This is a genomic window from Radicibacter daui, from assembly GCA_030657355.1.
GTDB classification, from domain to species: Bacteria; Pseudomonadota; Alphaproteobacteria; order Radicibacterales; family Radicibacteraceae; genus Radicibacter; species Radicibacter daui.
Map to the genome: position 1 here is coordinate 3,703,520 of CP131056.1, position 23,445 is coordinate 3,726,964.

At 64.1% G+C, this 23,445-nt stretch carries 25 protein-coding genes and 4 tRNA genes; 15 read left to right on the plus strand and 14 right to left on the minus strand.

From position 1 onward, the window contains the following. Positions 1-77: 77 nt before the first annotated feature. Positions 78-482 (minus strand): manganese-binding transcriptional regulator MntR, encoded by a 405-nt coding sequence (gene mntR / locus QTL98_RS17310; protein WP_510637585.1) that lies wholly within the window; start codon positions 480-482, stop codon positions 78-80. A 352-nt stretch (positions 483-834) separates the two neighbouring features. Between mntR and QTL98_RS17315 the strand changes: the two genes are divergently transcribed. Next, entirely contained in the window at positions 835-990 is a 156-nt protein-coding gene (locus QTL98_RS17315; RefSeq protein WP_445679717.1) for a hypothetical protein, read from the plus strand. Positions 991-1,040: 50 nt separating this feature from the next. On the opposite strand, the gene QTL98_RS17320 is transcribed toward QTL98_RS17315, so the two are convergent. Beyond that, complete coding sequence (locus QTL98_RS17320; protein WP_445679718.1) at positions 1,041-1,982, minus strand: cation diffusion facilitator family transporter; 942 nt, start codon at positions 1,980-1,982, stop codon at positions 1,041-1,043. Between the two features lie 114 nt (positions 1,983-2,096). Next, a complete protein-coding gene (locus tag QTL98_RS17325; RefSeq protein WP_445679719.1) occupies positions 2,097-2,927 on the minus strand; it encodes a class I SAM-dependent methyltransferase in 831 nt (276 codons plus the stop codon). 133 nt (positions 2,928-3,060) lie between these two features. Here QTL98_RS17325 and QTL98_RS17330 point away from each other — a divergent pair, with 133 nt between their 5' ends. Genes QTL98_RS17330 through zapE form a run of 3 tightly spaced genes read left to right on the plus strand, consistent with a single transcriptional unit; the run spans position 3,061 to position 5,906 of the window. After that, on the plus strand, positions 3,061-3,861 hold the full coding sequence (locus QTL98_RS17330; protein ID WP_445679720.1) for a glycosyltransferase family 2 protein: 801 nt from the start codon (positions 3,061-3,063) through the stop codon (positions 3,859-3,861). 41 nt (positions 3,862-3,902) lie between these two features. After that, positions 3,903-4,682, plus strand: a complete 780-nt coding sequence (locus tag QTL98_RS17335) for a PleD family two-component system response regulator (protein ID WP_445679721.1) — start codon at positions 3,903-3,905, stop codon at positions 4,680-4,682. 60 nt (positions 4,683-4,742) lie between these two features. Further along, a complete protein-coding gene (gene zapE, locus QTL98_RS17340) occupies positions 4,743-5,906 on the plus strand; it encodes a cell division protein ZapE (protein ID WP_445679722.1) in 1,164 nt (387 codons plus the stop codon). A gap of 373 nt (positions 5,907-6,279) precedes the next feature. Here zapE and tuf read toward each other — a convergent pair whose 3' ends face one another. The 3 genes from tuf to QTL98_RS17355 form a co-directional block, all read right to left on the minus strand. Then, positions 6,280-7,470 carry an elongation factor Tu gene (gene tuf, locus QTL98_RS17345; RefSeq protein WP_445679161.1) on the minus strand — a complete coding sequence of 397 codons (1,191 nt, stop codon included), beginning with the start codon at positions 7,468-7,470 and terminating at the stop codon, positions 6,280-6,282. Positions 7,471-7,637: 167 nt separating this feature from the next. Beyond that, positions 7,638-7,711, minus strand: a tRNA-Gly gene (locus tag QTL98_RS17350). A 20-nt stretch (positions 7,712-7,731) separates the two neighbouring features. Next, positions 7,732-7,816, minus strand: a tRNA-Tyr gene (locus tag QTL98_RS17355). A 175-nt stretch (positions 7,817-7,991) separates the two neighbouring features. Between QTL98_RS17355 and rlmB the strand changes: the two genes are divergently transcribed. The 3 genes from rlmB to QTL98_RS17370 all read left to right on the plus strand — a co-directional run bounded on the left by rlmB (position 7,992) and on the right by QTL98_RS17370 (position 9,900). Continuing rightward, positions 7,992-8,867 (plus strand): 23S rRNA (guanosine(2251)-2'-O)-methyltransferase RlmB, encoded by an 876-nt coding sequence (gene rlmB / locus QTL98_RS17360; RefSeq protein WP_445679723.1) that lies wholly within the window; start codon positions 7,992-7,994, stop codon positions 8,865-8,867. 135 nt (positions 8,868-9,002) lie between these two features. Continuing rightward, positions 9,003-9,078: transfer RNA gene (locus tag QTL98_RS17365), tRNA-Thr, on the plus strand. Between the two features lie 219 nt (positions 9,079-9,297). Further along, the gene (locus QTL98_RS17370) at positions 9,298-9,900 is read left to right on the plus strand and encodes an SH3 domain-containing protein (protein ID WP_445679724.1); all 603 of its coding nucleotides are present in this window, start codon (positions 9,298-9,300) and stop codon (positions 9,898-9,900) included. A gap of 79 nt (positions 9,901-9,979) precedes the next feature. On the opposite strand, the gene QTL98_RS17375 is transcribed toward QTL98_RS17370, so the two are convergent. Continuing rightward, positions 9,980-10,606: a malonic semialdehyde reductase gene (locus tag QTL98_RS17375; protein WP_445679725.1), complete on the minus strand. Its 627-nt coding sequence runs from the start codon at positions 10,604-10,606 to the stop codon at positions 9,980-9,982. A 141-nt stretch (positions 10,607-10,747) separates the two neighbouring features. Continuing rightward, complete coding sequence (locus QTL98_RS17380) at positions 10,748-11,269, minus strand: Crp/Fnr family transcriptional regulator (RefSeq protein ID WP_445679726.1); 522 nt, start codon at positions 11,267-11,269, stop codon at positions 10,748-10,750. Between the two features lie 189 nt (positions 11,270-11,458). Here QTL98_RS17380 and QTL98_RS17385 point away from each other — a divergent pair, with 189 nt between their 5' ends. From QTL98_RS17385 to QTL98_RS17405, 5 genes are all read left to right on the plus strand, one after another. After that, positions 11,459-11,764, plus strand: coding sequence for an STAS domain-containing protein (locus tag QTL98_RS17385; RefSeq protein ID WP_445679727.1), 306 nt, complete (start codon positions 11,459-11,461; stop codon positions 11,762-11,764). 109 nt (positions 11,765-11,873) lie between these two features. Beyond that, the gene (locus tag QTL98_RS17390; RefSeq protein WP_445679728.1) at positions 11,874-12,587 is read left to right on the plus strand and encodes an ATP-binding protein; all 714 of its coding nucleotides are present in this window, start codon (positions 11,874-11,876) and stop codon (positions 12,585-12,587) included. Continuing rightward, entirely contained in the window at positions 12,584-13,840 is a 1,257-nt protein-coding gene (locus tag QTL98_RS17395) for a PP2C family protein-serine/threonine phosphatase (RefSeq protein ID WP_445679729.1), read from the plus strand. Before QTL98_RS17390 ends, QTL98_RS17395 begins: the two co-directional genes overlap by 4 nt. Beyond that, on the plus strand, positions 13,837-15,066 hold the full coding sequence (locus QTL98_RS17400) for a PP2C family protein-serine/threonine phosphatase (RefSeq protein ID WP_445679730.1): 1,230 nt from the start codon (positions 13,837-13,839) through the stop codon (positions 15,064-15,066). The genes QTL98_RS17395 and QTL98_RS17400 overlap by 4 nt, the downstream gene beginning before the upstream one ends. A 102-nt stretch (positions 15,067-15,168) precedes the next feature. Further along, on the plus strand, positions 15,169-15,336 hold the full coding sequence (locus QTL98_RS17405; RefSeq protein WP_445679731.1) for a hypothetical protein: 168 nt from the start codon (positions 15,169-15,171) through the stop codon (positions 15,334-15,336). 20 nt (positions 15,337-15,356) lie between these two features. Here QTL98_RS17405 and QTL98_RS17410 read toward each other — a convergent pair. The 4 genes from QTL98_RS17410 to QTL98_RS17425 all read right to left on the minus strand — a co-directional run bounded on the left by QTL98_RS17410 (position 15,357) and on the right by QTL98_RS17425 (position 18,401). Continuing rightward, positions 15,357-15,442, minus strand: a tRNA-Leu gene (locus QTL98_RS17410). A 102-nt stretch (positions 15,443-15,544) separates the two neighbouring features. Then, positions 15,545-16,798, minus strand: coding sequence for a multidrug effflux MFS transporter (locus QTL98_RS17415; RefSeq protein ID WP_445679732.1), 1,254 nt, complete (start codon positions 16,796-16,798; stop codon positions 15,545-15,547). Next, positions 16,795-17,496: a TetR/AcrR family transcriptional regulator gene (locus tag QTL98_RS17420; RefSeq protein ID WP_445679733.1), complete on the minus strand. Its 702-nt coding sequence runs from the start codon at positions 17,494-17,496 to the stop codon at positions 16,795-16,797. Before QTL98_RS17420 ends, QTL98_RS17415 begins: the two co-directional genes overlap by 4 nt. Before the next feature lie 131 nt (positions 17,497-17,627). Further along, positions 17,628-18,401, minus strand: a complete 774-nt coding sequence (locus QTL98_RS17425) for a competence/damage-inducible protein A (RefSeq protein ID WP_445679734.1) — start codon at positions 18,399-18,401, stop codon at positions 17,628-17,630. A gap of 303 nt (positions 18,402-18,704) precedes the next feature. Here QTL98_RS17425 and map point away from each other — a divergent pair, with 303 nt between their 5' ends. Next, positions 18,705-19,568, plus strand: coding sequence for a type I methionyl aminopeptidase (gene map, locus QTL98_RS17430; RefSeq protein ID WP_510637586.1), 864 nt, complete (start codon positions 18,705-18,707; stop codon positions 19,566-19,568). Continuing rightward, complete coding sequence (radC, locus tag QTL98_RS17435; RefSeq protein WP_445679736.1) at positions 19,528-20,262, plus strand: RadC family protein; 735 nt, start codon at positions 19,528-19,530, stop codon at positions 20,260-20,262. Before map ends, radC begins: the two co-directional genes overlap by 41 nt. A gap of 11 nt (positions 20,263-20,273) precedes the next feature. Here the strand turns inward: radC and QTL98_RS17440 are convergent, their stop codons facing one another. Further along, the gene (locus tag QTL98_RS17440) at positions 20,274-21,170 is read right to left on the minus strand and encodes a LysR family transcriptional regulator (RefSeq protein ID WP_445679737.1); all 897 of its coding nucleotides are present in this window, start codon (positions 21,168-21,170) and stop codon (positions 20,274-20,276) included. 135 nt (positions 21,171-21,305) lie between these two features. Here QTL98_RS17440 and QTL98_RS17445 point away from each other — a divergent pair, with 135 nt between their 5' ends. Beyond that, positions 21,306-22,727, plus strand: coding sequence for an aldehyde dehydrogenase family protein (locus QTL98_RS17445; protein ID WP_445679738.1), 1,422 nt, complete (start codon positions 21,306-21,308; stop codon positions 22,725-22,727). Here the strand turns inward: QTL98_RS17445 and QTL98_RS17450 are convergent. After that, positions 22,688-23,296, minus strand: a complete 609-nt coding sequence (locus QTL98_RS17450; RefSeq protein WP_445679739.1) for a GNAT family N-acetyltransferase — start codon at positions 23,294-23,296, stop codon at positions 22,688-22,690. The genes QTL98_RS17445 and QTL98_RS17450 overlap by 40 nt on opposite strands. Positions 23,297-23,445 lie beyond the last annotated feature (149 nt).

The window sequence follows — 23,445 nt, forward strand, 5'->3', positions numbered from 1 at the left end:
GGAAGGCCTGACCTGCACGGCAAACAGCGCACAAAAGCAGGCTTTTGCGCGCTTCCTGAAAGGCGGCCGGCGGGCGGTCAGCCCTTCCCGGCCTCGTTTTTACGGATAAAGGATTCGAAGAGGGCGAGCGTCTCGTCGCTCACATGATGCTCCATGCCCTCGCTGTCGATATCCGCCTGGGCCGGGCTGACGCCGAGCGCCAGCAGGAAACGCAGCACGATGTCATGCTTGCGCTTGGATTCCTCGGCGATGCGACGACCTGCCTCGGTCAGGAAGATGGAGCGGTAGGGCTGCGAATTGACGAGCCCCTCACGCTTCAGCCGTCCGATGATCTTGATGACGGTGGCGTGCGAGACGCCCATGCGGCGCGACAGGTCGGTTGCCCGCGCTTCACCCGATTCGTCGATCAGGTCGGCAATCAGCTCCAGATAATCCTCGGTCAGCTCCGCCCGGCGCGCTGCCCGCACCTGCTCGAACGGCATGGCCTTGCCACCGCCCTCGTCGGCAAGCGCAAGCTCCGCCTCGTCGGCCTCACGGGCGGGGCCGGGCGGCAGGGCCTGCGAAGGGATGGGTTTGTCCTGCGTCACGGGCCGGATTTCCTGCTTTTTAATCAATGGGTGGGGCGAGCCCGCGAGACCGACCACTAAATAATGTGGCAAGGATAGTGGTCGCGCGGGATTTTGCAAACGGATCATAAGGATGTTGCCAAGGCTACATCATGATCCATTGGCGGAGAATGGCTTGACGCAAGGCTTTTATGCCACCATGCTTATGGAATGGAGATCGGCCGGGCACTGATTTGGCCCGCCTTCCAGACCGGAGAAACGCGCTTCCATGTGGATTGCCTCATTCAGCCTCAAGCTGCTGGCGGATGCCGACCGGGAGGCCGCACGCCTTGCCGCCGCACGCCGTCGCCGCGCCGCAGAGGCGCACAAGGCAGGCGAGGACAAGAGCACTCCGGCCGCGACTTCCACGCCGCGCCAGCCCTGAAACTTTCCTTTTCCTGATTGATTGTTTGCCGCCGGTGTCCGTTGCCGGCGTCAGGCACTGTGGCGCCGGATGCGGTGATCGAGCCGGGCATCGTCGATACCCGCCGGCTCCGGATGCACGATGACTTCGGCAAGCGGGAAAGCATCCATCACCGCCGCTTCCACCGCATCCATCACCTCATGCACCACATCGAGTGTCGGGTTACCATCGATTTCCAGGTGGAACTCGATGAACTCGACAGCGCCGGAAGAGCGCGTGCGCAGATCGTGCAACCCGTGCACATGGGCCTCAGCCAGCACCACGCGTTTCACCTCATCGCGGTAATCCTGCGGCATCTCGCGGTCCATCAGCGTATCGATGGCGGCAAGGGCAATGCGCGCGGCATTGATGAAGAGATAGATGGCCACCGCCATCGCCATCACCGGATCGACCCACTGCCAGCCGGTGAAGTGGATGATGCCGAGGCTGAGCGACACGGCAAGGATGGTCGCAAGGTCACCCGTATAATTGAGATTGTCGGCCGCAATCGCCTGCGAGGCGGTGGAGCGGATGACATGGCGCTGATAGACAACCAGCGCGCCGGTCAGCACCAGCGAGATCGCCATGGCGACAAGGCCGGCCGACAGGGTTTCCACCGGCTGCGGCACGATGAGGCGGCGCACACTGTCCACAGCGATGAAGAGGCCCGAGCCGCCAACGAAGGCCACCTGACCGAGAGCCGCCAGTGCTTCCGCCTTGCCATGGCCGAAGCGATGGGTGCGGTCAGCCGGCTTGGAGGCCTCGCGCACGCTGAGCAGCGTGATGCCGGACGCCGCGATATCCGCTGCACTGTCGAGCAGCAGCGACAGCACCGCCGCCGACCCGGTGATCAGCACGGCCACCAGCTTTACCAGCAGCAGGGTGACAGCAACGCTCACGCTGGCAATGGCCGCGCGGCGCCGCAGGGTCTGGGTGCGGCTGAAAGCCGTCTCGGAGAATGTGGTCTCACTCATGATGGCGCCTGCAATGGCATGGCCGCCGCACAAAGAAAACCCCTTGTAGCCCCGGCTACAAGGATATGCCGAGGCCGGGATTTCAAGCCGCGGGCCAAGACTTTCTGCGGGCTTTCAGCGCCGGCTGGCCTGCAGCGAGAAGGAAAGCGGCAGGCGGGGATGCCCCTCCGGCAGTTTATAGAGGCCGACCTCCGCTGCCGGCTCCATATTGGCAAAGAGCCGGTAGGGCAGCCGCTCATGTTCATGGAACCAGTCGAGCGCGAGCCCCGCCGCCATCAGGTTGCCGAGGATGGCGGAGAGCGGATGAATCCATTCATAGGTGCGGGTACTGGCAAGCTGCCGGGTGCTGCCGGTATAGGTCGTCGCAATATCCTGCACGATGGGCGTGCCGGCGGCGGTGGCGAAATCGAACCAGGGGCGGATCACCCCCTCCACGCTTTCAAAGGCAAGGATGGTCGGGTGGCTCTCCAGCAGGTAAAGCCTGCCACCCGGCGCCAGCAGCCGTGCGACCGCCCGCGCCCAGCCGGCGATATCCGGCAGCCAGTTGAGAGCACCCCAGGTGACATAGACGTGGTCGAACGCCGCTTCGCCCATCAGGTCCGGCGCGTCATAGACATTGCCCTCGACAAAACGCGCAGCAAGGCCGGCCTCGGCAGCAAGCTCACGCGCCTTTGCGATGGCGACGGGCGAAAAATCAAGGCCGGTAACCTCGGCGCCGCGCCGGGCAAGGCGCAGTGTATCGAGCCCGAAATGGCATTGCAGATGGGCAACCCTGAGGCCCCGCACCTCGCCGACTTCGCCGGCCTCTATCGCCATAAGGTCGTCCCGGCCGGCCAGAAAGGCCGGGATATCGTAAAAGCCGGTGCCGTCACTGGCATGCAGCGCCGCGCGCTCGTCCCAGTTCCGGCGATTGGCGTCGAAATAGCCCTGCTGCGTCGCATCCATCGTCCGGGCCTATCCTGAATATCCGCAACTTCGGCCCGCAGAATTGACATGGACCCTTCCGGCAAATCAAGCCGAGCCTATAGTGTGGCAAAGCCGTTGTGAATGAGATGCCAGATCAGGGAGAACCGGCACCATGCTAGACACCGACATCAGCCTCTTTGTCGCCACGCCCAGCACTTCGGGCGCCGTAAGCGACATTTACCTGCAGTCGATGCTGACACTGCAATCCACCTGCTCGGCCAATGATGTATTGCTGGCGGTGTTGACCATCGGGCAGGAAGCCCATGCCGTCGGCGCCCGCAACCTCGCGGTCAGCGAATATCTCAGCAACACCGATTTCTCTCACCTCCTGCTGGTTGACCCTTCCGTCGGTTTCAATCCGGAAACGGTGGTGCGCTGGCTCACCTTCGACCGCGACATCGTCATCGGCGCGCTGCCCCAGGGCAATATCGACTGGGAAAAGATCGGCCGCCTGCCGGAAGAAGCGGCCGCCCGCAACCTGCAGGGCGCGGCGCTGCGTTACGAGCTTGCTTTCCCGGACCCCGACCATATCGAGGTGACGAGCGGCTTTGCCCAGGTGCTGCATGCGCCGCTCGGCTTCTCGCTCATTCGCCGCGGCGCGCTGGAAAAGCTGGTCGCCGCCCATCAGGACCGCACCTTTACCGTGCCGGAGGGCGGTTACCTGCGCGCCAATGGCAGCATGGTCAGCCTGTTCGAGCGTGCCATCGACCCGGAAACGAAACTGGCACAGAGCGAGGATATGGTGTTCTGCCGCCGCGCGCGGGAAGCCGGCTTCGATCTCTGGCTCGATACCCAGTCCCGCGTCGTCAGCACCTCGACCTATTATTTCCGCGGCGATGTCTCCACCCAGTTCCTGCCGGCCGACGAGCGCCGGGGCGAACGCCGCCCGACCACCGCGAAACTGGGTGCCTGAGCGACCCCGCGCGCCCCGTTGCCAAGCCTGGAGTTAGACCTTTGAGTGACAAGAAGATTCTGAGCGAGGAAGAACTTGATCGCGTTGCCGAGAAAGAGTTCCTCGACGAGGCGCGCGACATCATCAACGGGCTGGAACTCGTGCTGCAGAACTGCCGCATCGGCTCGGTGGAAGCAGAAGATGCCGCAGCCACGCTGAGGCGCGAGGCCAGCAACCTGCATCTGCGGGCCCGTGCCTGCCGGCAGGCCACGCTCTCGGTGCTGGCCCAGCGCTTTGACGATTACGCCGCCAGCCTCAAGACGCTGGTGCCGGCCCAGATCGACGATGTGCAGCGTTATCTCGACCGCATCGGCGCCGCGCTCGATGGCGATGTGGTGGAAGTGGAAAAGGTGCGCACCATCGTGCGCGAGCTGCCGCGCAGCCAGGGCTTCGACGTCAAGGATGTCGAAGTCATGGAGGTCGAGATCATGCTGGTGATGCCGCAGCGCTCCGCTGCCCGCATCGTCGAGCGTGAGCTGGTGCAGTGCGGTTACCGTGTCATGAAGGTGCTCGACGAGTTCGAGGCCATCCCGATGGCGGTGCGTGTGCGCCCGGACCTCATTCTGGTCGCCGGCGTGCTCAAGGAAATCTCGGGCGTCGACCTTTTGAGCGCTCTTTCCGCCATGCCGACGACGGCGGCAATTCCCTCCGCCGTGCTCACAAGCCTTGCGCCCAACCATCCGGATCTGGCACGGCTACCGCTGCGGTGCGGCCTCATCCGCCGTGGCAGCCATTTCGCCGACGATCTGGCCCAGGTACTGCACCGCTTCGACATCACCTGACGGATGGCGGCCTTCCCCATGGGGAGGCCCTTTCCCGGCCAGCAGAAGCAAGCGCAAGACATGAGCGAGACCGAAGGCCCCCTTCCCCTCTATCGCCGGAAACTGGCCGAAGGGGCGATCCGTCACGACCCGATGCAGGCGCTGGCGGCGGAAAAGCTGGAGGGGCTCTGGCACCGGCTGAAACACTACCAGCCCACGCCGCCGCGTCCGCAGCAGGGCGGCCTTCTGCGCTCGCTGTTCCAGCGCCGGCAGGAGGCGCCGCCCACCCTGCGGGTCAGCGACACACCGCAGGGGCTCTACCTCTATGGCGGGGTCGGCCGCGGCAAATCCATGCTGATGGATCTGTTCTTCTCCACCGTGCCGCTGGAGAAGAAACGCCGGGTGCATTTCAACGCCTTTATGCTGGAGTGCCACGCCCGCCTGCATGAGTGGCGCACGGCCAAACGCGACGGAAAGCTGCCGGCGAGTGCCGGGGACGACCCGATCCGCCCGCTCGCCCGTCGCATTGCCGATGAAGCCTGGCTTTTGTGCTTCGACGAGTTTCATGTCACCGACATTGCCGATGCGATGATTCTCGGCCGCCTGTTCCTGGCCCTGGATGAATGCGGCGTGGTCATCGTCGCCACCAGCAACTGGCCGCCGGACGATCTCTACAAGGACGGGCTCCAGCGCGACCTCTTCGTGCCCTTTATCGGCTGGCTGAAGCGCCGCTTCGATGTGCTGCACCTCGATAGCCCCAACGACTATCGCCTTGGCCGCATGGAAGGCCGCCCGGTCTATTTCCACCCGCTGGGATCAGAGACCGACACCGCGCTGGAAGAATGGTTCGAGTTGCTGACCGAGGGGCTGACACCGGCGCCGGAAGTACTGGCCGTCGGCACCCGCACCCTCGCCGTGCCACGCTCGGCCGGTGACACCGGCTGGTTTACCTTCGAGGCGCTGTGCACCGAGGCACTGGGGGCGGCCGACTATCTCGTCATCGCCGCGCGCTACCGCAACGTCATCCTGGCGGGCGTGCCGAAGCTGTCTTCCCAGCAGAACAATGAGACCAAGCGCCTGCAGCTTCTCATCGACAGCCTCTATGAAAACCGCGTGCGCCTCATCATCGGCGCGGATACCCCGCCCGAAAAAATCTACGCCGAAGGCCGCCTTGCCTTCGAGTTCGAGCGCACGGTCAGCCGCCTGATGGAGATGCAGGCCGAGGATTATCTGGACCGGGATTAGCCCTGCTCCCTCCTCCCCTCTTGGGAAGGTGCCCGCAAAGCGGGCGGAGGGGTAATGAGCCGCGTTGAGCAAAGGCCTTTGCCTGAGGGCAATTCATTACCCCCATCCGGCCTGCGGCCACCTTCCCCACGCTGACGCGCAGGGAAGGAACATTCTCCCCCGGCACGGGGGAGATGCCGCAAAGCGGCAGTAGGGGATGTGGGCGGAACGGCTTGTCTAAGTCAGTGCCCCGCAGCACCGTCAACACCCCCATCCGGGCTCACGCCCACCTTCCCCATTCTGGGGAAGGAACAAGCGCCGGGGGCCCAAAAGCAAAACGCCCGCCGGTTTCCCGGCGGGCGTCTTTCTTCTTCTCGCGTGAGCGGGAGGAAGATTACTCGAGGATCTTGCCAACAACGCCGGCGCCGACGGTGCGGCCGCCTTCGCGGATAGCGAAGCGCAGGCCTTCATCCATGGCGATCGGGGCGATCAGCTTGACGACCAGGGACACGTTGTCGCCCGGCATCACCATCTCCGTGCCTTCCGGCAGCTCGACCGTACCGGTCACGTCGGTGGTACGGAAGTAGAACTGCGGACGGTAGTTGGCGAAGAACGGGGTGTGACGGCCGCCTTCTTCCTTGGTCAGAACGTAGATCTCGGAGGAGAACTTCGTGTGCGGCGTGATGGAGCCCGGCTTGGCCAGAACCTGGCCACGCTCGACGTCTTCACGCTTGGTGCCACGCAGCAGCGCACCGATGTTGTCGCCGGCCTCACCGCTGTCCAGCAGCTTGCGGAACATTTCAACGCCGGTAACGGTCGTCTTGGTGGTCGGACGGATACCGACGATCTCGACTTCCTCACCAACCTTGACGATGCCGCGCTCGACACGACCGGTCACAACGGTGCCGCGGCCGGAGATCGAGAACACGTCTTCGATCGGCATCAGGAACGGACGATCCTTCGGACGCTCCGGAAGCGCGACGTAGCTGTCGACGGCCTTCATGAGCTCGACGATCTTTTCCTTGCCGATGGCATCGTCACGGCCTTCAAGAGCGGCCAGAGCCGAACCCTTGATGATCGGAATGTCATCGCCCGGGAAGTCGTAGGAGGACAGAAGCTCGCGAACTTCCATCTCGACGAGCTCGAGCAGCTCTTCGTCGTCGACCATGTCGACCTTGTTCATGAACACGACCAGAGCCGGAACGCCGACCTGACGGGCGAGCAGGATGTGCTCGCGGGTCTGCGGCATCGGGCCGTCGGCAGCGGAAACGACGAGAATGCCGCCGTCCATCTGCGCAGCGCCGGTGATCATGTTCTTCACATAGTCGGCGTGGCCCGGGCAGTCGACGTGCGCATAGTGGCGCGCATCCGTCTCGTACTCGACGTGCGCGGTCGAGATCGTGATGCCACGAGCCTTCTCTTCCGGCGCCTTGTCGATCATGTCGAACGCAACAGCCGCACCGCCGTAAACCTCCGACATCACCTTCGTGATCGCAGCGGTCAGCGTCGTCTTGCCGTGGTCAACGTGGCCGATCGTGCCGATGTTGACGTGCGGCTTGTTGCGGGAAAACTTTTCCTTCGCCATGGCCAGTCCAACTTCCTTTGTCGCCCCGGATGAGCCCGGGAACCGGTGAAAACGAAACGGCGGCAAAGCCGCCGATTGCTTAAAACAGCTCGGTGCCCAGGCCGAAGCGGATGGGCCGGCCCGACCCTTGCAAATTTGCGCTTGATCCAGGTGATCCAGGGGCTCGGTGGAGCGGGTGACGGGAATCGAACCCGCACAGCCAGCTTGGAAGGCTGGAACTCTACCATTGAGCTACACCCGCGGGTCCGAGGCTCCGTAGCATGGTGGAGGGGGCTGGATTCGAACCAGCGTACGCTATGCGGGCAGATTTACAGTCTGCTGCCTTTAACCACTCGGCCACCCCTCCGCCCTGCTCGGAACTCCGTAACACCGAAGTGTCCGGTCCGAGCCAAAGCGCGGGCGGATTTGTAGAAAACTCAGCGGTAATGTCAATGACAAAAGAAGCATGAGATTGCATCTTTGCTGAAAGCCCGCAGAGCGCCTAAGAAGGCGCCTCTTTTCAATTACCGGAATATCCCGCCATGCCCCAGCCCCCGCGTCCGAAAAGCTGGAAACCCCGTCCCGATGCCCGCCGCACCGGCGGCGCTTCGCGTCCCGGCCAGTACCAGCCCCGGCGCCCGGCCCATGCCACCCCGGCTCCGATAGGAGATGGCCGGGTGTGGCTTTTCGGCCTGCATGCGGTGCGCGCGGCCTGGGAAAATGAAGAGCGGGTAATCCACCGCCTGCTGGCGACGGAAAACGCCCTCCAGAGCTTTGGCCCGCCGGCCGCGCCGGAAGGTGTGGAGCGCCCGGCCGCCCAGCTCGCCGAACGCGGCCAGATCGACAAGCTGCTGCCGGAAGGCGCGGTGCATCAGGGCCTCGCTATCGAGGTTGACCCGCTGCCGGAAGTCGATCTCAGCGACCTTCTGGTAGAGGTGCAACTGGCCGGCGATGCCGATCCTGCCCTTCTGGTGGTGCTCGATCAGGTCACCGACCCGCATAATGTCGGCGCCGTGCTGCGCTCGGCCGCCGCCTTCGGTGCCCGTGCGGTGATTCTCGCCCGCCGTTACGCCCCGGAAGCTACCGGCACGCTCGCCAAGAGCGCCTCGGGCGCGCTCGATGTCGTGCCGCTCGTGCGCGTGACCAATCTTTCCGCCGCGATTGAAGAGCTGCAATCCGTCGGCGTCTTCTGCGCCGGCTTTGCCGAAGCGGGCGATGCCATGGAGGGCAATGCCCGCTTCGCCGGCCCCACCGCGCTCGTCTTTGGCGCCGAGGGCAAGGGCCTGCGGGAAAAGACCATGGCCACTTGCGACGTACTGCTGCGCCTGCCCACGCAGGGCGCCATCGGCAGCCTCAACGTCTCCAACGCGGCGGCAGTCGCCCTTTATGAGGCCCGCCGCCAGCGCCTCGTGCGCTGATCCCGGGATTATCGGGTCGGGGGCAATAGTGATTCGAAAGCCGCACGCTTCGGCTCTTGCAGCCGGAGCGTGCTGGCATTAGGGTGCGCACCGCTTCGCAAGAGGACCCTGCCCCGCAGGGTCCAGCGCATCGGCGCCGGATTAGCTCAGCTGGTAGAGCAGCGGTTTTGTAAACCGAAGGTCGCGGGTTCGATCCCTGCATCCGGCACCATCCCTTCCCGGTTATTTCCCTGCTCCTCGAACGGCCACTGTGCGCGCATCCACAGCGGCGGCGCGTGAGCCGGCGTCCCTGACACAACCTTTTCGAATTGACCCCGAGCTTGCCTTAATCGGGACAAGTTATGCCACGACTGCGCGCTTTTATGGGTTCCTGAGAGTTTTGCCACCGGCCTCCGGGCTGGCGTTTGCAAGACGGAAAAGGAGAACACCCATGCGCAAGAAGACGCTTTCAATCGCCGCCGCAGCAGCCCTTGCCATTGTCGGCGTTGCCGCCAGCGCCTCTGCCCGCCCGGGATATGTCGGGCCCTCCATGAATTTGCGTGCCGGCCCCGGCACCGATTTCCCCGCCGCCGCCCTGATCGCCGCCGGCGCTGCCGTCGAGATTTATGGCTGCCTTTCCGGCTGGGGCTGGTGCGAGGTTGGCTACAATGGCAATCACGGCTGGGTGTCGGGTCAGTATCTGCAGGTGCCGCAGTATGGGCCGGTCGTCCAGTACGGGCCGCAGGTCGGTATCTCGATCACGGTCTTCAACCAGCCGGATTACTGGGATCGCTACTATCGTGGCCGTCCCTTCTACCATCAGTGGGAGCAGCGTGGCCGTCCGCCCCACCATGTTGTCTATGCGCCGCCGCGTCCGGCCCCGCACCAGCCAGCCCACCCGGCCAACGTTCATTATGACAACCACAACAACTGGCACGGTAACGGCCCTAACAATGGCCACGGCAACAACCAGGGCAACTGGCAAGGCAATAACGGCTATGGCAATGGCCATGGCCCGCAGCCCTGCCCCCCGGGCAACCGTTGCGGCCCCTGAGGCAGCACACGGCTAAAAAAGAAGGGCGCCCGTATATCGGGCGCCCTTCTTTTTTCCTCGCTTCTGGAACGCATCGCCTTCAGAAGATCTGGCAGGCCTCGTCAAAATCGAGCCGCGGGTTACGCGGGAAAGCCTTGCTCTCGTCGCCGTAACCAAGATTGCAGACGAAGGCGACCTTGTATTTGCCATCGGCAAAGAACTCGCGGTTGATCGCCTCGGCATCGAAGCCGCCCATCGGGCCGCAGTCGAGCCCGAGTGAGCGGGCAGCCAGCATCATGTAAGCGCCCTGCAGCCCGACATTAAGCTTGCCGACATGCTCGATGGCCGCCGGCTTGCCGGCAAACCAGGAGCGGGCATCGGCATGGGGCATCAGCTTGGGAAGCTTTTCGTAGAACTCTGTATCCCATGCCACGATGACGTTGACCGGGGCCGTGCGGGTCTTGTCCTTGTTGCCGTCGGACATGGCGGGCAGCAGCCTGGCCTTGCCGGCCTCGCTGGTCACGAAGATGAAACGCGTCGGGCCGCTGTTGGCCGTGGTCGGCCCCCATTTGGCCAGATCGTAGAGCTCGCGCAGCACGGCTTCGGGCACCGGCTTGTCGAGCCAGGCATAATGCGTATGCGCCTTGCGGAAGAGCTGGTCGAGTGCGGCATCCGCCAGCACATCCCTTGCCGGCTGCCCGGCATCGCCTTTCGTCACCACATTCATCGTTACCGCCCCATCCATCGGTTACAAAAACAATGATAGTTCCGAAAAGGAACTGTCAGGGTCGATGGTAGGAAGACAGCAGTGGTGCGGCTAGGAAGCGGATCACAGTCCGGCGGGCGGCCAGAACCGGCAGGAAAGGCCTTACCAGTCGTCGTCATCGCCTGCCGGCTTGACCGGCGGCGGCAGGTCTGCGGGTTTGGCGGATGCCTTGCCCGCTGCAGCAATGCCGGTTTCTCCGACCTGCGCCTCACGCTGCGCGACGGGGCTCGCGGCATTGCCCGCCAGCCCCCGTTCGGCCTTCAGCGTCTCCAGCTCCTGGGTGAGGCGGCGCTGGGAGGCGACGAGCATGCGCATGAGCCCGGCAATGAACGGGTCCACCCCCTTCATCTTTTCGCGCAGCATCGGTTCGGGGATCACCAGCACGGCGGTATCGACGAGCGCCGAGGCATGGGCCATACGTGGCTTCTGGTCGATGAGTGCCATCTCGCCGAAGATGCCGCCTGGCTCGATATATCCAAGGATGCGCCGGTTCTCGGCCTCACCCTGCCAGATCTGCACACGGCCACGCTCGACATAATACATCACGTGGCCCGGGTCCCCTTGCGAGAAGATACGGGTACCGGCCTGGAAGACGCGACGGGAAAAGGCGGACTGGATGCTCATGATTACCTGATTAGGCAATGCCCTGGCCCCGGTGTCGAGACCACGGCCAGTCTGGCGCATACCCATGAACCGGGCAAGACTGGCAACCTATTCCAATGCACCTCATGGTGGCCGCTAATCGCCTTTGACCACTGACCTTTTACCTACCATCATACCTTCCTCGCACAACCGTAAGACGCCACGACATCCATGGATTATTCAATCGATTCCGCCGGCGAGAAGACGGTCATCGCCCTCAAGGGCCGGCTGACCTTTACCGATCACGCCTCCTTCCGGGACCTGATCAAGAAGATGCTGGACGCGCCGCACAGCGATCAGGTGATCGATCTCTCCGCCCTGGATTTCGTCGATTCAGCCGGGCTTGGCATGCTGCTGATCGCCCGCGAGGAATTGCACGGGCGTGATGCGCACCTCTCCCTCGCCCACCCGCACGGGCAGGTCCGCCAGGTGCTGAACGTGGCTCATCTCTCAAAGATCATCGAGATCGTCGAGTGACAGGGCCGGGCCGGCCCAGAGCCTGCCTGCAACAGGATGACATGATGAAGAGATCAGCCATCCTCCGGCCCGCCCGGCAGACGGCCTTTCTCGGGGAGTGGCTCCTTCCGTGAGCAATGCCTGGCCAAGACCGGTTTCCGCTGACCTGCCCGCGAGCCTCCTCGCCGGGCTGGCACCGGCTGCGGGCAGCAGGCCGGCGGGAGCGGAACTCACGCTCTTTCGCTCGGTTGCCACGCTCGACATCGCTGCCGCGCTGCGCGCTCCCGGCATGGGCGCCATAGAATGGACGGCAGGTCTGCCGGCCCAGTCGGTTGGCGCCCTGCTGGAACGGGCGGCGCACTACCAGCTCTATCTCAACATCTCCACCAATGCCGCCGCGCAGTTTGATCTGGCCCGCCCTCTTGCCGATGCGCTTGCCGCGCGCGGGCTGCTCTCCATGCGGGCCTATGCCGACACCGAGCTGGCACTGCACGAGGCAATCAGCAACGCGCTGATGCATGGCAATCTGGCTGTCGACAGCCTGGGGGCACTCTCTCTTGCCGAACTCAGCCGCTTTTCGAGCCAGATGAACAGCCGCCTTGCCGACCCGCGCCACGCGGAACGGCCGCTGGAAATCACTGCCGGGCACGAGGAGGGCGTCACCTTCGTGGAAATTCGCGATGAGGGTGCCGGCTACGACAGCGCAGCTAACGCCGCCCGCCACACCACCACGGCCGGCGGCTCGCCGCCCTCCGGGCGCGGCATGACGCTGATCGCCGACCTCACCGCAGGTTATGAGATTTTCGATGGCGGCCGCGGCATCAGGCTGAGGCTGAAACCGTGACTCTGGCCGGCGCCGCTGCCGTCAGCGCCACTGAATTTGCTGCCCTGCCCGACGCGCTGAAGGGCAGCACCATTCTGGTGGTGGACGATAACAGCTTCAACCGCACCATGATCGGCGCCCTTCTGGGCAAGGCCGGCTTCAACCGCCTTCATTATGCCGCCAGCGGCATTGAAGCGCTGCAGCAGGCCGCACACCTCAGGCCCGATCTCATCATTCTCGACATCATGATGCCGGGCATGGACGGTACCGAAGTGCTGCGCCGCCTGCGCGCCGAAGGCGAAGAGCGCGACGTACCGGTGCTGGTACAGACCGGCCTTACCGGCAGCCGCGAGCGCGGCGAGATTTTCGAGAACGGCGCGACCGACCTCATCAACAAGCCGATCAACCCGCAGGAGTTGGTCTCCCGCGTCGCGATCCATCTGCAAAACCGCCTGCTCATCAACGATCTGCGCGCCTACCGGCAGCGGCTCGAAACCGAGTTGATGCTGGCCCGCTCCGTCTTCGAGCATCTGATGCCGCCCGAGCGCGTGATCGCCGGCATTACCGAGGCCAGCGGGTGCCGCCTCTTCGGCCGCACCGAAGCCTCGCAGGATCTGGGCGGCGACCTTTGGGGCGCGCTGCCGCTGGAAGAGGGCAAGTTTGCGCTGTTCGTGGCCGATGTGGCCGGGCGCGGCATCACCGCCGCACTCGTCGCCCTGCGCCTCCATACCGTGCTGCGCACCGTGGCCATGCGCTCGCCCCCCGGCACCAGCCCCGGCGAATTTCTGACCGGCGTAAACGCGGATTTTGCCGCCCTGCTCGACCCAGGCCAGTACGCCACGGTCATCGCCGGCATTTATGACCCGCGTGACGGCTTTTTCTATTACGCGCTTGCCGGTGCCAACGCGCCGCTCACTTATGGCGATGCGGGGTCCACCCCGGACGTGCTGCCGGGCATGGCGCTCGGCCTTGCACCAGAGACACGGTATGAAACCCACCGTATCGCGGTGCCGCCGGGCGGGTTGCTGCTGCTCTATTCCAACGCCCTGGCTGATCTTCTGGCGAGCCCGGCACCGGAAGCCGAACGGCATGAAAATGGCGAACGCGATATCCTGAACCTGCTTGCCTCCGTCGCCGAACCCGACGGCCATGTGCGGGCGGCCACGCTGATGGAGCGCATCGGCCAGTTGCGCACCCACCAGCGGCTGGAGGATGACCTGACCATCGTCTGTGTCGAGCGGCCCGCCGACGCGCAAACAGGGGGCCCGGCATGACAGGCGCCCCGGCAATGCCGCAGGAAGAGGGCGGGCTTGGCCTCAACTACTCCAATGCCCGCATCATGGTTGTCGATGACAACCAGCTCAACATCACCCTCATCAGCGCGCTGTTGCGCAAAAGCGGCCTGCGCAACATCGAAACCGCAGCCAACAGCGAGGAGGCACTGCACCGCATCGAGGCGGCACCGCCCGACCTGCTGCTACTCGATATCATGATGCCGGGACTGAGCGGCTTCGACGTCTGCGCGCTTTTGCGCAAGGACCCGCGTTTTGCCACCCTGCCCATCATCATGCAGACGGCGCTCAACCGGCCGGAAGACCGGGCGCATGCCTTCTCCGTCGGCGCGACCGACTATATCGTCAAGCCGCTGAACCCGGCCGAGCTGCTGGCGCGCGTGCGCATTCACCTGGAAAATCAGGCGCTGATCCGTGACCTGTCGCTCTATCGCCGCCGCACCAGCCGCGAGCTGGAAATGGCCCGCTCGATGCAAATCCGCATGTTGCCGAGCCTTGGCGAACGACAGGTGATGGCCGAGCGCTGCGGCCTTTCCGTCTCCGCCCGCTTCGAACCATCTTCGGAGCTTGGCGGCGATTTCTGGGGCATGCAGCCGCTCGATGACGGCCGGGCGCTCGTCTATCTCATGGACTTTTCCGGCCATGGGCTTAATGCGGCACTCAACACCTTTCGGGTGCACGCCATGCTGCGCAACTGGGATTTCCAGGGAAAGACACCGGCAGGCGCGCTCAGCGAACTGAATGATGCGCTCTGCCCGCTACTGCCCTCCGGCCAGTTCGCCACCATGCTGCTCGGCTATTTCGATCCGGAAAGCGGCGGTTTTTCCTATGCCTCGGCCGCTGGCACCGCCCCCATCGCCCTCGGCCCCACCCTGAAGCCCACCTGCGGCCCCAATGCCGGCCTGCCGCTCGGCATCGTGCCGAACGTCACTTATGACGATCACCGGCTGGAGCTGCCGCCGGGCAGCTGCCTGCTGCTCTACAGCGATGCCGCCATCGAGACCGAGGTGGATGGCACGCTCTGGGGTGAAGAAGGGCTGCTGGACTTCACCATCGGGGAATGCGAGCGGCAGATGGCGCTCGGCAGCCACGATCCGGAAGAGTTCCTGACCCGGCTCAGCCGGCGCCTGCACGGACCGCGTGCCCAGCCGCTGACCGATGACCTGACGGCGCTGATGCTGACCCGCAACATCGACGTGGCCCATTAACCGCCGCCACAGGGCGAGCCGATGGGCCGAGAGCGGCAGCCTTTGGCAGGAAGCCATGGAAATGACTGGAAAAAACGGCGTGGCGGGCGCTAACTCTGCAGCATGACAGCGCTTGTTCTCGGCATCATGTGCGGTGCCAGCCTCTATTCCCTCGCCCTTGTCCGCTGGCCGAGCCTGGCGCGCAGCTTTCTGGGCGCCATTGCCGGCTTTCTCTTCGCGAGCGCCATCGGCGCCGGCATCGCCTGGCTGATCGCTTCGGCAATTGGTTGAGCTTGAAAAACCGGGAGAGGTGGTGCCCGCGGCCGGACTTGAACCGGCATGGCTAAAAGCCGAGCGATTTTAAGTCGCTTGCGTCTACCGATTTCGCCACGCGGGCGCCCGTAAGTCAGGGCTTCACCGCCGCCGAAACTAGAGGAGCACTCTCTCCCCTGCAAGCGGGAAGGACGACCGCCGGAACACTTCCGGCATCCGGCCGGTCTCAGCTCTCCAGCGGCCTGGTGTAACGGGCGGCCACCATCAGGGCCGCCTGGCCGATCACCCCACCCGCCGTCAGCACCAAAGCCGCGGCCAAAGCCGGGTTATGGCCAAAGCCGGCAAGCCAGGTGCAGAGCGCCCCCACAGCCATCTGTCCGGCGCCGTAAAGCCCGGCCGCGGCACCGATGGCAGCCGGGTCCACGCTGACCGCCCGCGTCAGCGCCATCGGGCTCGCAAGGCCGGCACCGACGGTAAAGATGAACATCGGCACCATCACCGTCAGCACGGTGAGATGCCCCGTTGCCGCAGCCACCAGAAACAGGGCAGCGCCCGCTGCGCCAAAGAGCGTGCCGAAGCGCAGCAGCGCATCGATGGAAAAGAGCCGTGACAGCCGGTTGATGATGATGCTGCCGAGCGACACACCGAAGATCAGCACCAGATAATAATAACCGACCTCATGCGCCGGCCGGTGCACCTGATCCACGAACACGAAGGCCGAAACGGCAAAGAAGCCGTACATGCTGCTGGTGGCGCAAGCGCCGGCGAGGGAATAACCCAGAAAGGCCGGCTGCCGCAAAAGCCGACGGTAACTGGCCAGCAGGCCAGGCCGCGACCCTCCCGCCGGCGGGGCCACCGCAGCGCGTCCGCGTGTTTCCGGCAGCAGACGGAAGGTGAGCAGGATCGTCACCAGCCCCATGACCACCAGCAACGCAAAAATGGCGCGCCAGCCGGCAAAGGTAGTGATCCAGCCGCCGATGACCGGAGCAATGCCCGGCGAGACGGTGAGCACCAGATTAAGCAGGGCCAGCCGGGCGGCTGCCTCTTTTGGCCCGGCCATGTCACGGACGATGGCCCGCCCCAGCACAAGGCCGGAGCAGCCACCGATGGCCTGGATGAAGCGAGCGGGCAGCAGCAGCCCAAGGCCGGGCGCCAGCCCGCAGGCCGCCCCGGCAAGGGCGGACAGCGCAAGGCCGGCCATCAGCACGGGCCGGCGGCCAAAACGGTCGGAGAGCGGGCCATAGATGAGCTGACCGAGCGACAGTCCGATCAGATAGAGCGTGACACTCTGCTGCGTTGCCGCCGGGCTCACCCCCAGTTCTGCCGCCATCTCAGGCAGAGAGGGAATGAGGATGTGCATACCGACAGTGCCGGAGGCGGTGATAAGCCCCAGCAGCCAGAGCGGCGGAACCCGCAGGGCGGACCGCGTCTTGCCGGCCAGTTCCGGTGAAACCGGCGTTCCCTGGGAGATCTCGCTCATCGCCCGTCCTCCGGGGCGCCCTGGTGGGCGAAAGCTGGCCGCAAATCGGGCAATGGCCGCGCCTTCAGGAACAGTGCGATGGCAGCGGCGATCCGCTGATCCATATCCGCCGGGCTCAGGGCCGGCAGGCAATAGGTCGCCCGGCGCAGCGGTTCGGCGATGATCATGTCAAAGAGGAAGCTGGCATTGAGGCCTTCATCCCGGGGCGCTTCCCCGCGGGCAACAGCCATGGCGGAAAGCAGCAGCGCAAGACGCGGGCGCATGCCCTGGGCAGTGCGCTCCTCCATCAGGGCCGCGAGTTCGGGAAACCGCATCGCCTCGGCAATCACCACCCGGCGCAGGCCGATGAAGACGGGGTTGAGAGCTACCGCCAGCATCAGCCGCGCGACTTTTTCCAGGGTCTCTGCAGCTGGCGCGGCCGGATCATGGCCCCGGCTGATTTCCTGGCCCCCGGCAAGGACACGGCGGATGACGGCCTCGAACAGGGCCCGCTTGTCGCCCACCTTCACATAGAGCGTGCGTTTGGTGGCCCCGGCGCGCGTTGCAATCATCTGCATGCTGGTGGCTGCGTAGCCATGCTCAATGAATAGCGCCTCCGCAACATCAAGGATGAGCGCGGGCAGCTCATCCGCCACGTCGCGCGGCGGGCGGCCGCTGCGCGGGACGGCAGAGATCAGGTTACGAAGGCAGGCAGCCATGGCGGGCAATCATGCAGGAGGAGTTAATGATACGTTCCGGTATCATTAAAGGCAAAAGCCGGTCGCCGCCGCAAGAGGCACCGCTGTGAGGCGGCCCACTTTCAGGCACTGCGGCGGATTATGCCGGCCGGTCAGAAATCGGAGATATCGCCGCTTTCGCGCTCATGCACTTTTGGCTCGGCACCAAGGGCACGCGCCAATGCCATCACCTCCGCGGCAGCGGCATCGAGCGCTGCCTCATCGGCGCTGCGCAGCACGATGGAGGCCCCGAAACGCCCGCCACGGATATAGGGATAGGAGCCCATTTCCATGTCCGGGAACAGCTGCTGAATGCGCTGGAAGCCTTCGGAAATGGCGCTTTCGGCCAGCGCCATGGTGATGGTGCGGGCCTTGAGCGGCTTGCCGCCGGCGAGGCGGTGTTTGAAGCCATGGAAGATCGCCTGCAAGATGCTCGGCACCCCCGGCAGCACGAAGATGTTCTCGACCTGGAAACCCGGCGCGCGGGAGATCGGGTTTTCCAGCAGCACCGAGCCTTCCGGCGTATTGGCCATGCGCAGCCGCGCATCATTCAGTTGGTCGCCATAATGCTCTTCCAGAATGCGCGTCGCGCCCGGATGGCGGATCAGCGGCCGACCGACCGCCACGGCAATGGAAGCGGCCGTAATGTCATCATGCGTCGGCCCGATGCCGCCAGTGGTGAAGACATAATCATGGCGAGCACGCAGCGTGTTGACCGCCTCGACGATCTCTTCCTCGATATCTGGGATGATGCGCGCTTCGCGCAGGCGAATGCCGAGCGCCTTCAGCTCATTGGCCAGAAACGGCACATTGGCATCCGTAACCCGGCCGGACAGCACCTCGTTGCCGATGATGACGGCGGCAGCCGTATATTCCTTTTCCGGCATCTGGCCGGCACTCCCGACTATTTCCTCCGCTCCATTCTCATCACCCGGCGGCCACGCCGCAAGGGGGCGCCGATGCGCCCCACCCCGACACGGCGAATGGCAAGCTGTTTTCGCCGGGCCCGGGATGGGGTTATTCTGGTAACAATCAGGGTGGCCGCGGGGATATGCCTCCTTGCGTTCCGCCCATGACCTGACTATTTGCTGGGGCAGACCATAATCGCGCCTTTCATTGCGCGGGGCCTCGCCCCGGCAACAGACACAAGGGCGCCCAAGCGACAGCATTCGATGAAAGTGGATCGTGCCATGGATGCCTTTGCCGGCATCGAGACCGAGTTTTACAACACCAGCGCCGGCCGCATCCGGCTCTATCGCCCCGAGCATTTCGAGGGCATGCGCAAGGCCGGACGCCTTGTCGCCGAGATTCTGGATGCGATCACCGATCACGTCGTTCCCGGCATTACCACCGGGGAGCTGGATGCTCTCATCGACCGCATGATCGACGATGCCGGTGCCATCTGCGCGACCAAGGGCTATCGCGGCTACCAGCATGCCAGCTGCATTTCGCTGAACCATGTCATCTGCCATGGCATTCCCGGCGAAAAGAAGCTGGCAGAAGGCGACATCCTCAATATCGACGTCACCGTCATCGTCGATGGCTGGTTCGGCGACTCAAGCCGCATGTACTATGCCGGCGACAAGATATCGGTGAAGGCGCGCAAGCTGACCGAAATCACATATGACTGCCTGATGGCCGGCATTGCCGCCACCAAACCGGGCAACACCCTTGGTGACATCGGCCACGCCATCCAGACGATTGCTGAACGCAACCGATTTTCCGTGGTGCGCGATTTCTGTGGCCATGGCGTGGGGCGTGTGTTCCACGACAGCCCCAACGTCGTGCATTACGGCCGCCCCGGCAGCGGGCCGGAGCTGAAGCCCGGCATGTTCTTCACCATCGAGCCGATGATCAATGCCGGCAAACCGGAGAGCAAGATCCTCTCCGACGGCTGGACGGCGGTGACGCGCGACCGCAGCCTGTCGGCCCAGTTCGAGCACATGATCGGCGTGACGGACGAAGGCTGCGAGATCTTCACCCTCTCGCCGCGCGGCTACACCCGGCCGCCCTATGGCACCAGCGAAGCGGGGAGCGGTGGCGGAGAAGGCTGAGAAGAATAAAGGAACCGAGGCTGAGCAACCAAAGCATTCCGGCCATCGGAAACGGCTGCGTGAACGCTACGCAGGCGCCGGTCCTGACGCTTTTGCGGACTACGAGTTGTTGGAGCTTATTCTTTTCTCTTCATTCCCTCGGCAAGACACCAAGCCGCTTGCAAAAACGCTGATTAAACAGTTTGGGAATTTTGCCGGTGTAGTGTCAGCCGGCATCCCGGCTCTCATGACTGCCGGGCTTTCTCTAAATGCAGCTGTTACATTGACATCTGTCAGGGATGCTGCACTGCGGCTTGCCCGGCAAGAGGTCCTGAATCGACCGGTTATCGCTAGCTGGCAAAAGCTGCTCGATTACGTCAACGCCGCGATGATGCACGAAAAGACCGAACATTTCCGGCTGCTCTTTCTGGACAAGAAAAACGCCCTTATCGCTGACGAGGTACAGCAACAAGGAACTGTCGACAGTGCGCCAGTTTACCCGCGCGAGGTTGTGAAGCGTGCACTGGAACTGAGCGCCACCGCTCTTATCCTTGTCCACAATCACCCTTCCGGTGATCCCACGCCAAGTCGGGCTGATATCGAGATGACAAGGGCTATTGCAGACGCGGCCCGGGCAGTGAACATCGTAGTACACGATCATCTGATCGTCGCCCGAGCCTCGACCGCCAGCTTCAAGTCACTAGGATTGCTCTAACCCTTCGGCGCTCATCGCCGGTCCAGCTCGCGGATCAGATCGATAAACGCTCTCAGCCCCGCCGGCACATGGCGGCGCCCCGGGTAATAGAGGCAAAGACTGGGGGAAGAGATGGCCCAGTCCTCCAGCATCGTTAGCAACCGGCCGGCGACGATGTGCTCGCGGATGGGCAATTCCCAGAGATAGGCGATACCCGCTCCGGCAAGCGCTGCCCGGATCATCAGCGTGTGCTCGTCGAGCGTGATCCGGCCCGGCACATCGAGGGTGAAAGCCTCTGCCCCCCGCACGAACTCCCAGCGATAGAGCCCGCCGCTCGGCCAGCGGGCACGAATGCAGTCATGCACCATCAGGTCGCCGGGCCTTTCCGGCTTAGACCGGCCGGTGAGATAAGCCGGAGAGGCGACGATGCTGTAGTGAAGATCTCCGCCGAACGGCACGGCGATCATGTCCGCCGGCACGGCATCCATCAGGCGGATGCCGGCATCGAATCCTTCGGCCACCACATCCACCAGCCGGTCTTCGGTGGTAATCTCCACCTTCATCTCCGGATAACGCCGCAGGAACTCGATCACGAACGGGTCCAGCAATTCTCCGGCAGCACCGACACTACTGTTGATGCGCAGTGTGCCGACCGGACGTTCCCGGTGGCTGTTTACCCCCTCGAACGCGCCCTGAATTTCAGCAAGGGCCGGTGCCACCCGCGCAAGAAACTGCTCCCCCGCTTCGGTCAGCGACACGCTGCGTGTCGTGCGGTTGAAGAGCCGGACACCCAGCCGCTTTTCGAGCCCCGCAACCGCTGCGCCCAACGAAGTGGGTGACATGCCAAGCTCGATGGCGGCGGCGCGGAAACTGCCCCGGCGCGCAACCGCCGCCACCGCCTCCAGCTCCGTCAGGCCGCTTTTGAACATTGTATGGAATTTCCGGATAAGGCATGGCGATTTGCATCGCTTATCAGCCCAATCATGGCACGCCATATCGGGATTACCAAGCCGGCAACACCTCCTCCCCTCTGATTGCCGCCCCCCGTTATCTGGAGCGTTCCCATGCGCAGCATCGACAAAATCTATCTCGACGGCGCCTTCCGCACCCCGCACGGCACCGAAACCTTCACCCTGATGAACCCGTCAACCGCAACGCCAATCGGCAGCGTCACCCTGGCGGATGAAGAAGACGCAAAAGCCGCCATCGCCGCGGCAAAGCGGGCCTTTACCACTCACTCCCGCACCGGCAAGGCTGAACGCATCGAGATGCTGGAAGCGCTCGGCGCTGCCGTCAGCCGCCGGGTTGGCGACATCAAGGAAGCGATGATGGAGGAATATGGCGCCCCGCAACTTTTTGCCGGCTGGAGCGCCCAGCATGCCGCCGACTGCTTTGCCAATACGGTCAGGACGCTGAAGGATTATGAATTCACCCGCCGCATCAACACCACCGATGTGCTGATGACGCCACTCGGTGTCGTGGCCCTGATTACCCCGTGGAATGCCAATGCCGGCTTCATCTGCTCCAAGCTGGCCACCGCTCTGGCCGCCGGCTGTACCGCCGTGCTGAAACCCAGCGAGATGAGCGCGATCCAGACCCAGGTGGTGACGGACGCTTTGCACGAAGCCGGCCTGCCGGCGGGGCTCTTCAATATCGTGACAGGGCGCGGCGATGTTGTGGGCTCGGTGCTCACCAGCCATCCGGACATCGCCAAGGTGTCCTTCACCGGCTCCACCGCCGTCGGCAAGGGTATCGTGCGGGCAAGCGCCGATACGCTGAAACGCGTGACGCTGGAACTCGGCGGCAAGTCCCCCACCCTCATTCTCGACGATGCGGACCTTGCTGCCGCCATCCCGATGGCGCTTCAGGCCGGCTTCATGAATAGCGGCCAGGCCTGCATCGCCGGCACCCGCATCCTTGTGCCCGAAAGCCGGCTGGAGGAAGCAAAGGCCATCGCCCGCAAGGCCGCCAATGCCATGACGGTTGGCAGCCCGGCCGACCCGGAAAGCCGCGTCGGCCCGATGGTCAGCCAGAAGCAGTGGGACCGGGTGCAGGGCTATATCCGTCTTGGCCTTGAAGAAGGCGCCGAACTGGTGGCCGGCGGCGAAGGCAAACCCGAAGGGCTGGACGGCTATTTCGTAAAGCCCACGGTTTTTGCCAATGTCACCAACGACCAGCGCATTGCCCGCGAGGAGATCTTCGGCCCCGTCGTCTGCCTGATCGGCTACCGCGATGAGGAAGACGCGATCGCCATCGCCAATGACAGCCTCTATGGCCTGCAATCCTACATCCTGTCGGGTGACCTTGTGCGGGCCCGCCGCATCGCCGCCCGGCTGGAGACGGGGCGCGTGATCATCAACGGCGCCCCGCATGAGCCGCTGGCTCCCTTCGGCGGCTTCAAGCAATCCGGCATCGGCCGCGAGTTCGGCACCTTCGGACTTGAAGCCTATCTGGAGCCGAAATCGGTGCTGGCGCCGGCCGCCTGAGCAGCATCCATTCCCTGCTTGCCGCACGCGGCGAGCAGGGCCTTGAGGTCCGGCCAGCTGACCCGGCATTCCGGCACCATCGCACCGCCGAAGGAAAACTCGCCGATGGGCTGCGTCATCCCGCCGAGGCGGTCATAAAAGGCGCGCGCAGCAAGGTTGCCCTCCAGCACCGTCAGGGACAGGGTGTGGCATCCGGCTGCCATCGCATGGAGCGCTGCTGCTGCCATCAACCTGCGGCCGATGCCCCGCCCCTTGAGCATCGGCGCGGCATGCAGATTGTCGACATAGGCATGCCCTTCGGGCTGGCCTGCCACCATGACATAGACGAATCCGGCCAGCATGCTCGCCTGCGGGTCCTCCGCCAGCATCACCAGATCTTCCGCCGGCAGCGTTGCCATGCGCACCAGCCAATGGGCAAGGCGGCCTTCCTCCAGCCCCTCATCCAGAAATCCATCACTCACCAGGCCGCGATAGGCGAGCTTCCAGCTCGCCGCATGGAGGGCTGCGATGGCCGAAGTATCGGCGGTCCCGGCAGGCCGGAGCGCGATTGATGAAAGAACGGTGCTCATAAACAGGTCCGATGGCGACGGGAACGAGAGGCAGCAGCTAACCGGCCTGACGAAGCAAACGCAAGACACCCAAAGATTGCGACCTATGCGTCATTTATTTTGAGATTAATTCTCCATTTACGACGCCCCGTTATAATTAACGGAATCAA

Bases quoted from the DNA above. Each gene is read 5' to 3' on its own strand.
- mntR (WP_510637585.1), bottom strand. From the start codon at position 482: ATGCCGTTCGAGCAGGTGCGGGCAGCGCGCCGGGCGGAGCTGACCGAG.
- QTL98_RS17315 (WP_445679717.1), top strand. From the start codon at position 835: ATGTGGATTGCCTCATTCAGCCTCAAGCTGCTGGCGGATGCCGACCGG.
- QTL98_RS17320 (WP_445679718.1), bottom strand. From the start codon at position 1,982: ATGAGTGAGACCACATTCTCCGAGACGGCTTTCAGCCGCACCCAGACC.
- QTL98_RS17325 (WP_445679719.1), bottom strand. From the start codon at position 2,927: ATGGATGCGACGCAGCAGGGCTATTTCGACGCCAATCGCCGGAACTGG.
- QTL98_RS17330 (WP_445679720.1), top strand. From the start codon at position 3,061: ATGCTAGACACCGACATCAGCCTCTTTGTCGCCACGCCCAGCACTTCG.
- zapE (WP_445679722.1), top strand. From the start codon at position 4,743: ATGAGCGAGACCGAAGGCCCCCTTCCCCTCTATCGCCGGAAACTGGCC.
- tuf (WP_445679161.1), bottom strand. From the start codon at position 7,470: ATGGCGAAGGAAAAGTTTTCCCGCAACAAGCCGCACGTCAACATCGGC.
- rlmB (WP_445679723.1), top strand. From the start codon at position 7,992: ATGCCCCAGCCCCCGCGTCCGAAAAGCTGGAAACCCCGTCCCGATGCC.
- QTL98_RS17370 (WP_445679724.1), top strand. From the start codon at position 9,298: ATGCGCAAGAAGACGCTTTCAATCGCCGCCGCAGCAGCCCTTGCCATT.
- QTL98_RS17375 (WP_445679725.1), bottom strand. From the start codon at position 10,606: ATGAATGTGGTGACGAAAGGCGATGCCGGGCAGCCGGCAAGGGATGTG.
- QTL98_RS17380 (WP_445679726.1), bottom strand. From the start codon at position 11,269: ATGAGCATCCAGTCCGCCTTTTCCCGTCGCGTCTTCCAGGCCGGTACC.
- QTL98_RS17385 (WP_445679727.1), top strand. From the start codon at position 11,459: ATGGATTATTCAATCGATTCCGCCGGCGAGAAGACGGTCATCGCCCTC.
- QTL98_RS17400 (WP_445679730.1), top strand. From the start codon at position 13,837: ATGACAGGCGCCCCGGCAATGCCGCAGGAAGAGGGCGGGCTTGGCCTC.
- QTL98_RS17405 (WP_445679731.1), top strand. From the start codon at position 15,169: ATGACAGCGCTTGTTCTCGGCATCATGTGCGGTGCCAGCCTCTATTCC.
- QTL98_RS17415 (WP_445679732.1), bottom strand. From the start codon at position 16,798: ATGAGCGAGATCTCCCAGGGAACGCCGGTTTCACCGGAACTGGCCGGC.
- QTL98_RS17420 (WP_445679733.1), bottom strand. From the start codon at position 17,496: ATGGCTGCCTGCCTTCGTAACCTGATCTCTGCCGTCCCGCGCAGCGGC.
- QTL98_RS17425 (WP_445679734.1), bottom strand. From the start codon at position 18,401: ATGCCGGAAAAGGAATATACGGCTGCCGCCGTCATCATCGGCAACGAG.
- map (WP_510637586.1), top strand. From the start codon at position 18,705: ATGGATGCCTTTGCCGGCATCGAGACCGAGTTTTACAACACCAGCGCC.
- radC (WP_445679736.1), top strand. From the start codon at position 19,528: ATGGCACCAGCGAAGCGGGGAGCGGTGGCGGAGAAGGCTGAGAAGAAT.
- QTL98_RS17440 (WP_445679737.1), bottom strand. From the start codon at position 21,170: ATGTTCAAAAGCGGCCTGACGGAGCTGGAGGCGGTGGCGGCGGTTGCG.
- QTL98_RS17445 (WP_445679738.1), top strand. From the start codon at position 21,306: ATGCGCAGCATCGACAAAATCTATCTCGACGGCGCCTTCCGCACCCCG.
- QTL98_RS17450 (WP_445679739.1), bottom strand. From the start codon at position 23,296: ATGAGCACCGTTCTTTCATCAATCGCGCTCCGGCCTGCCGGGACCGCC.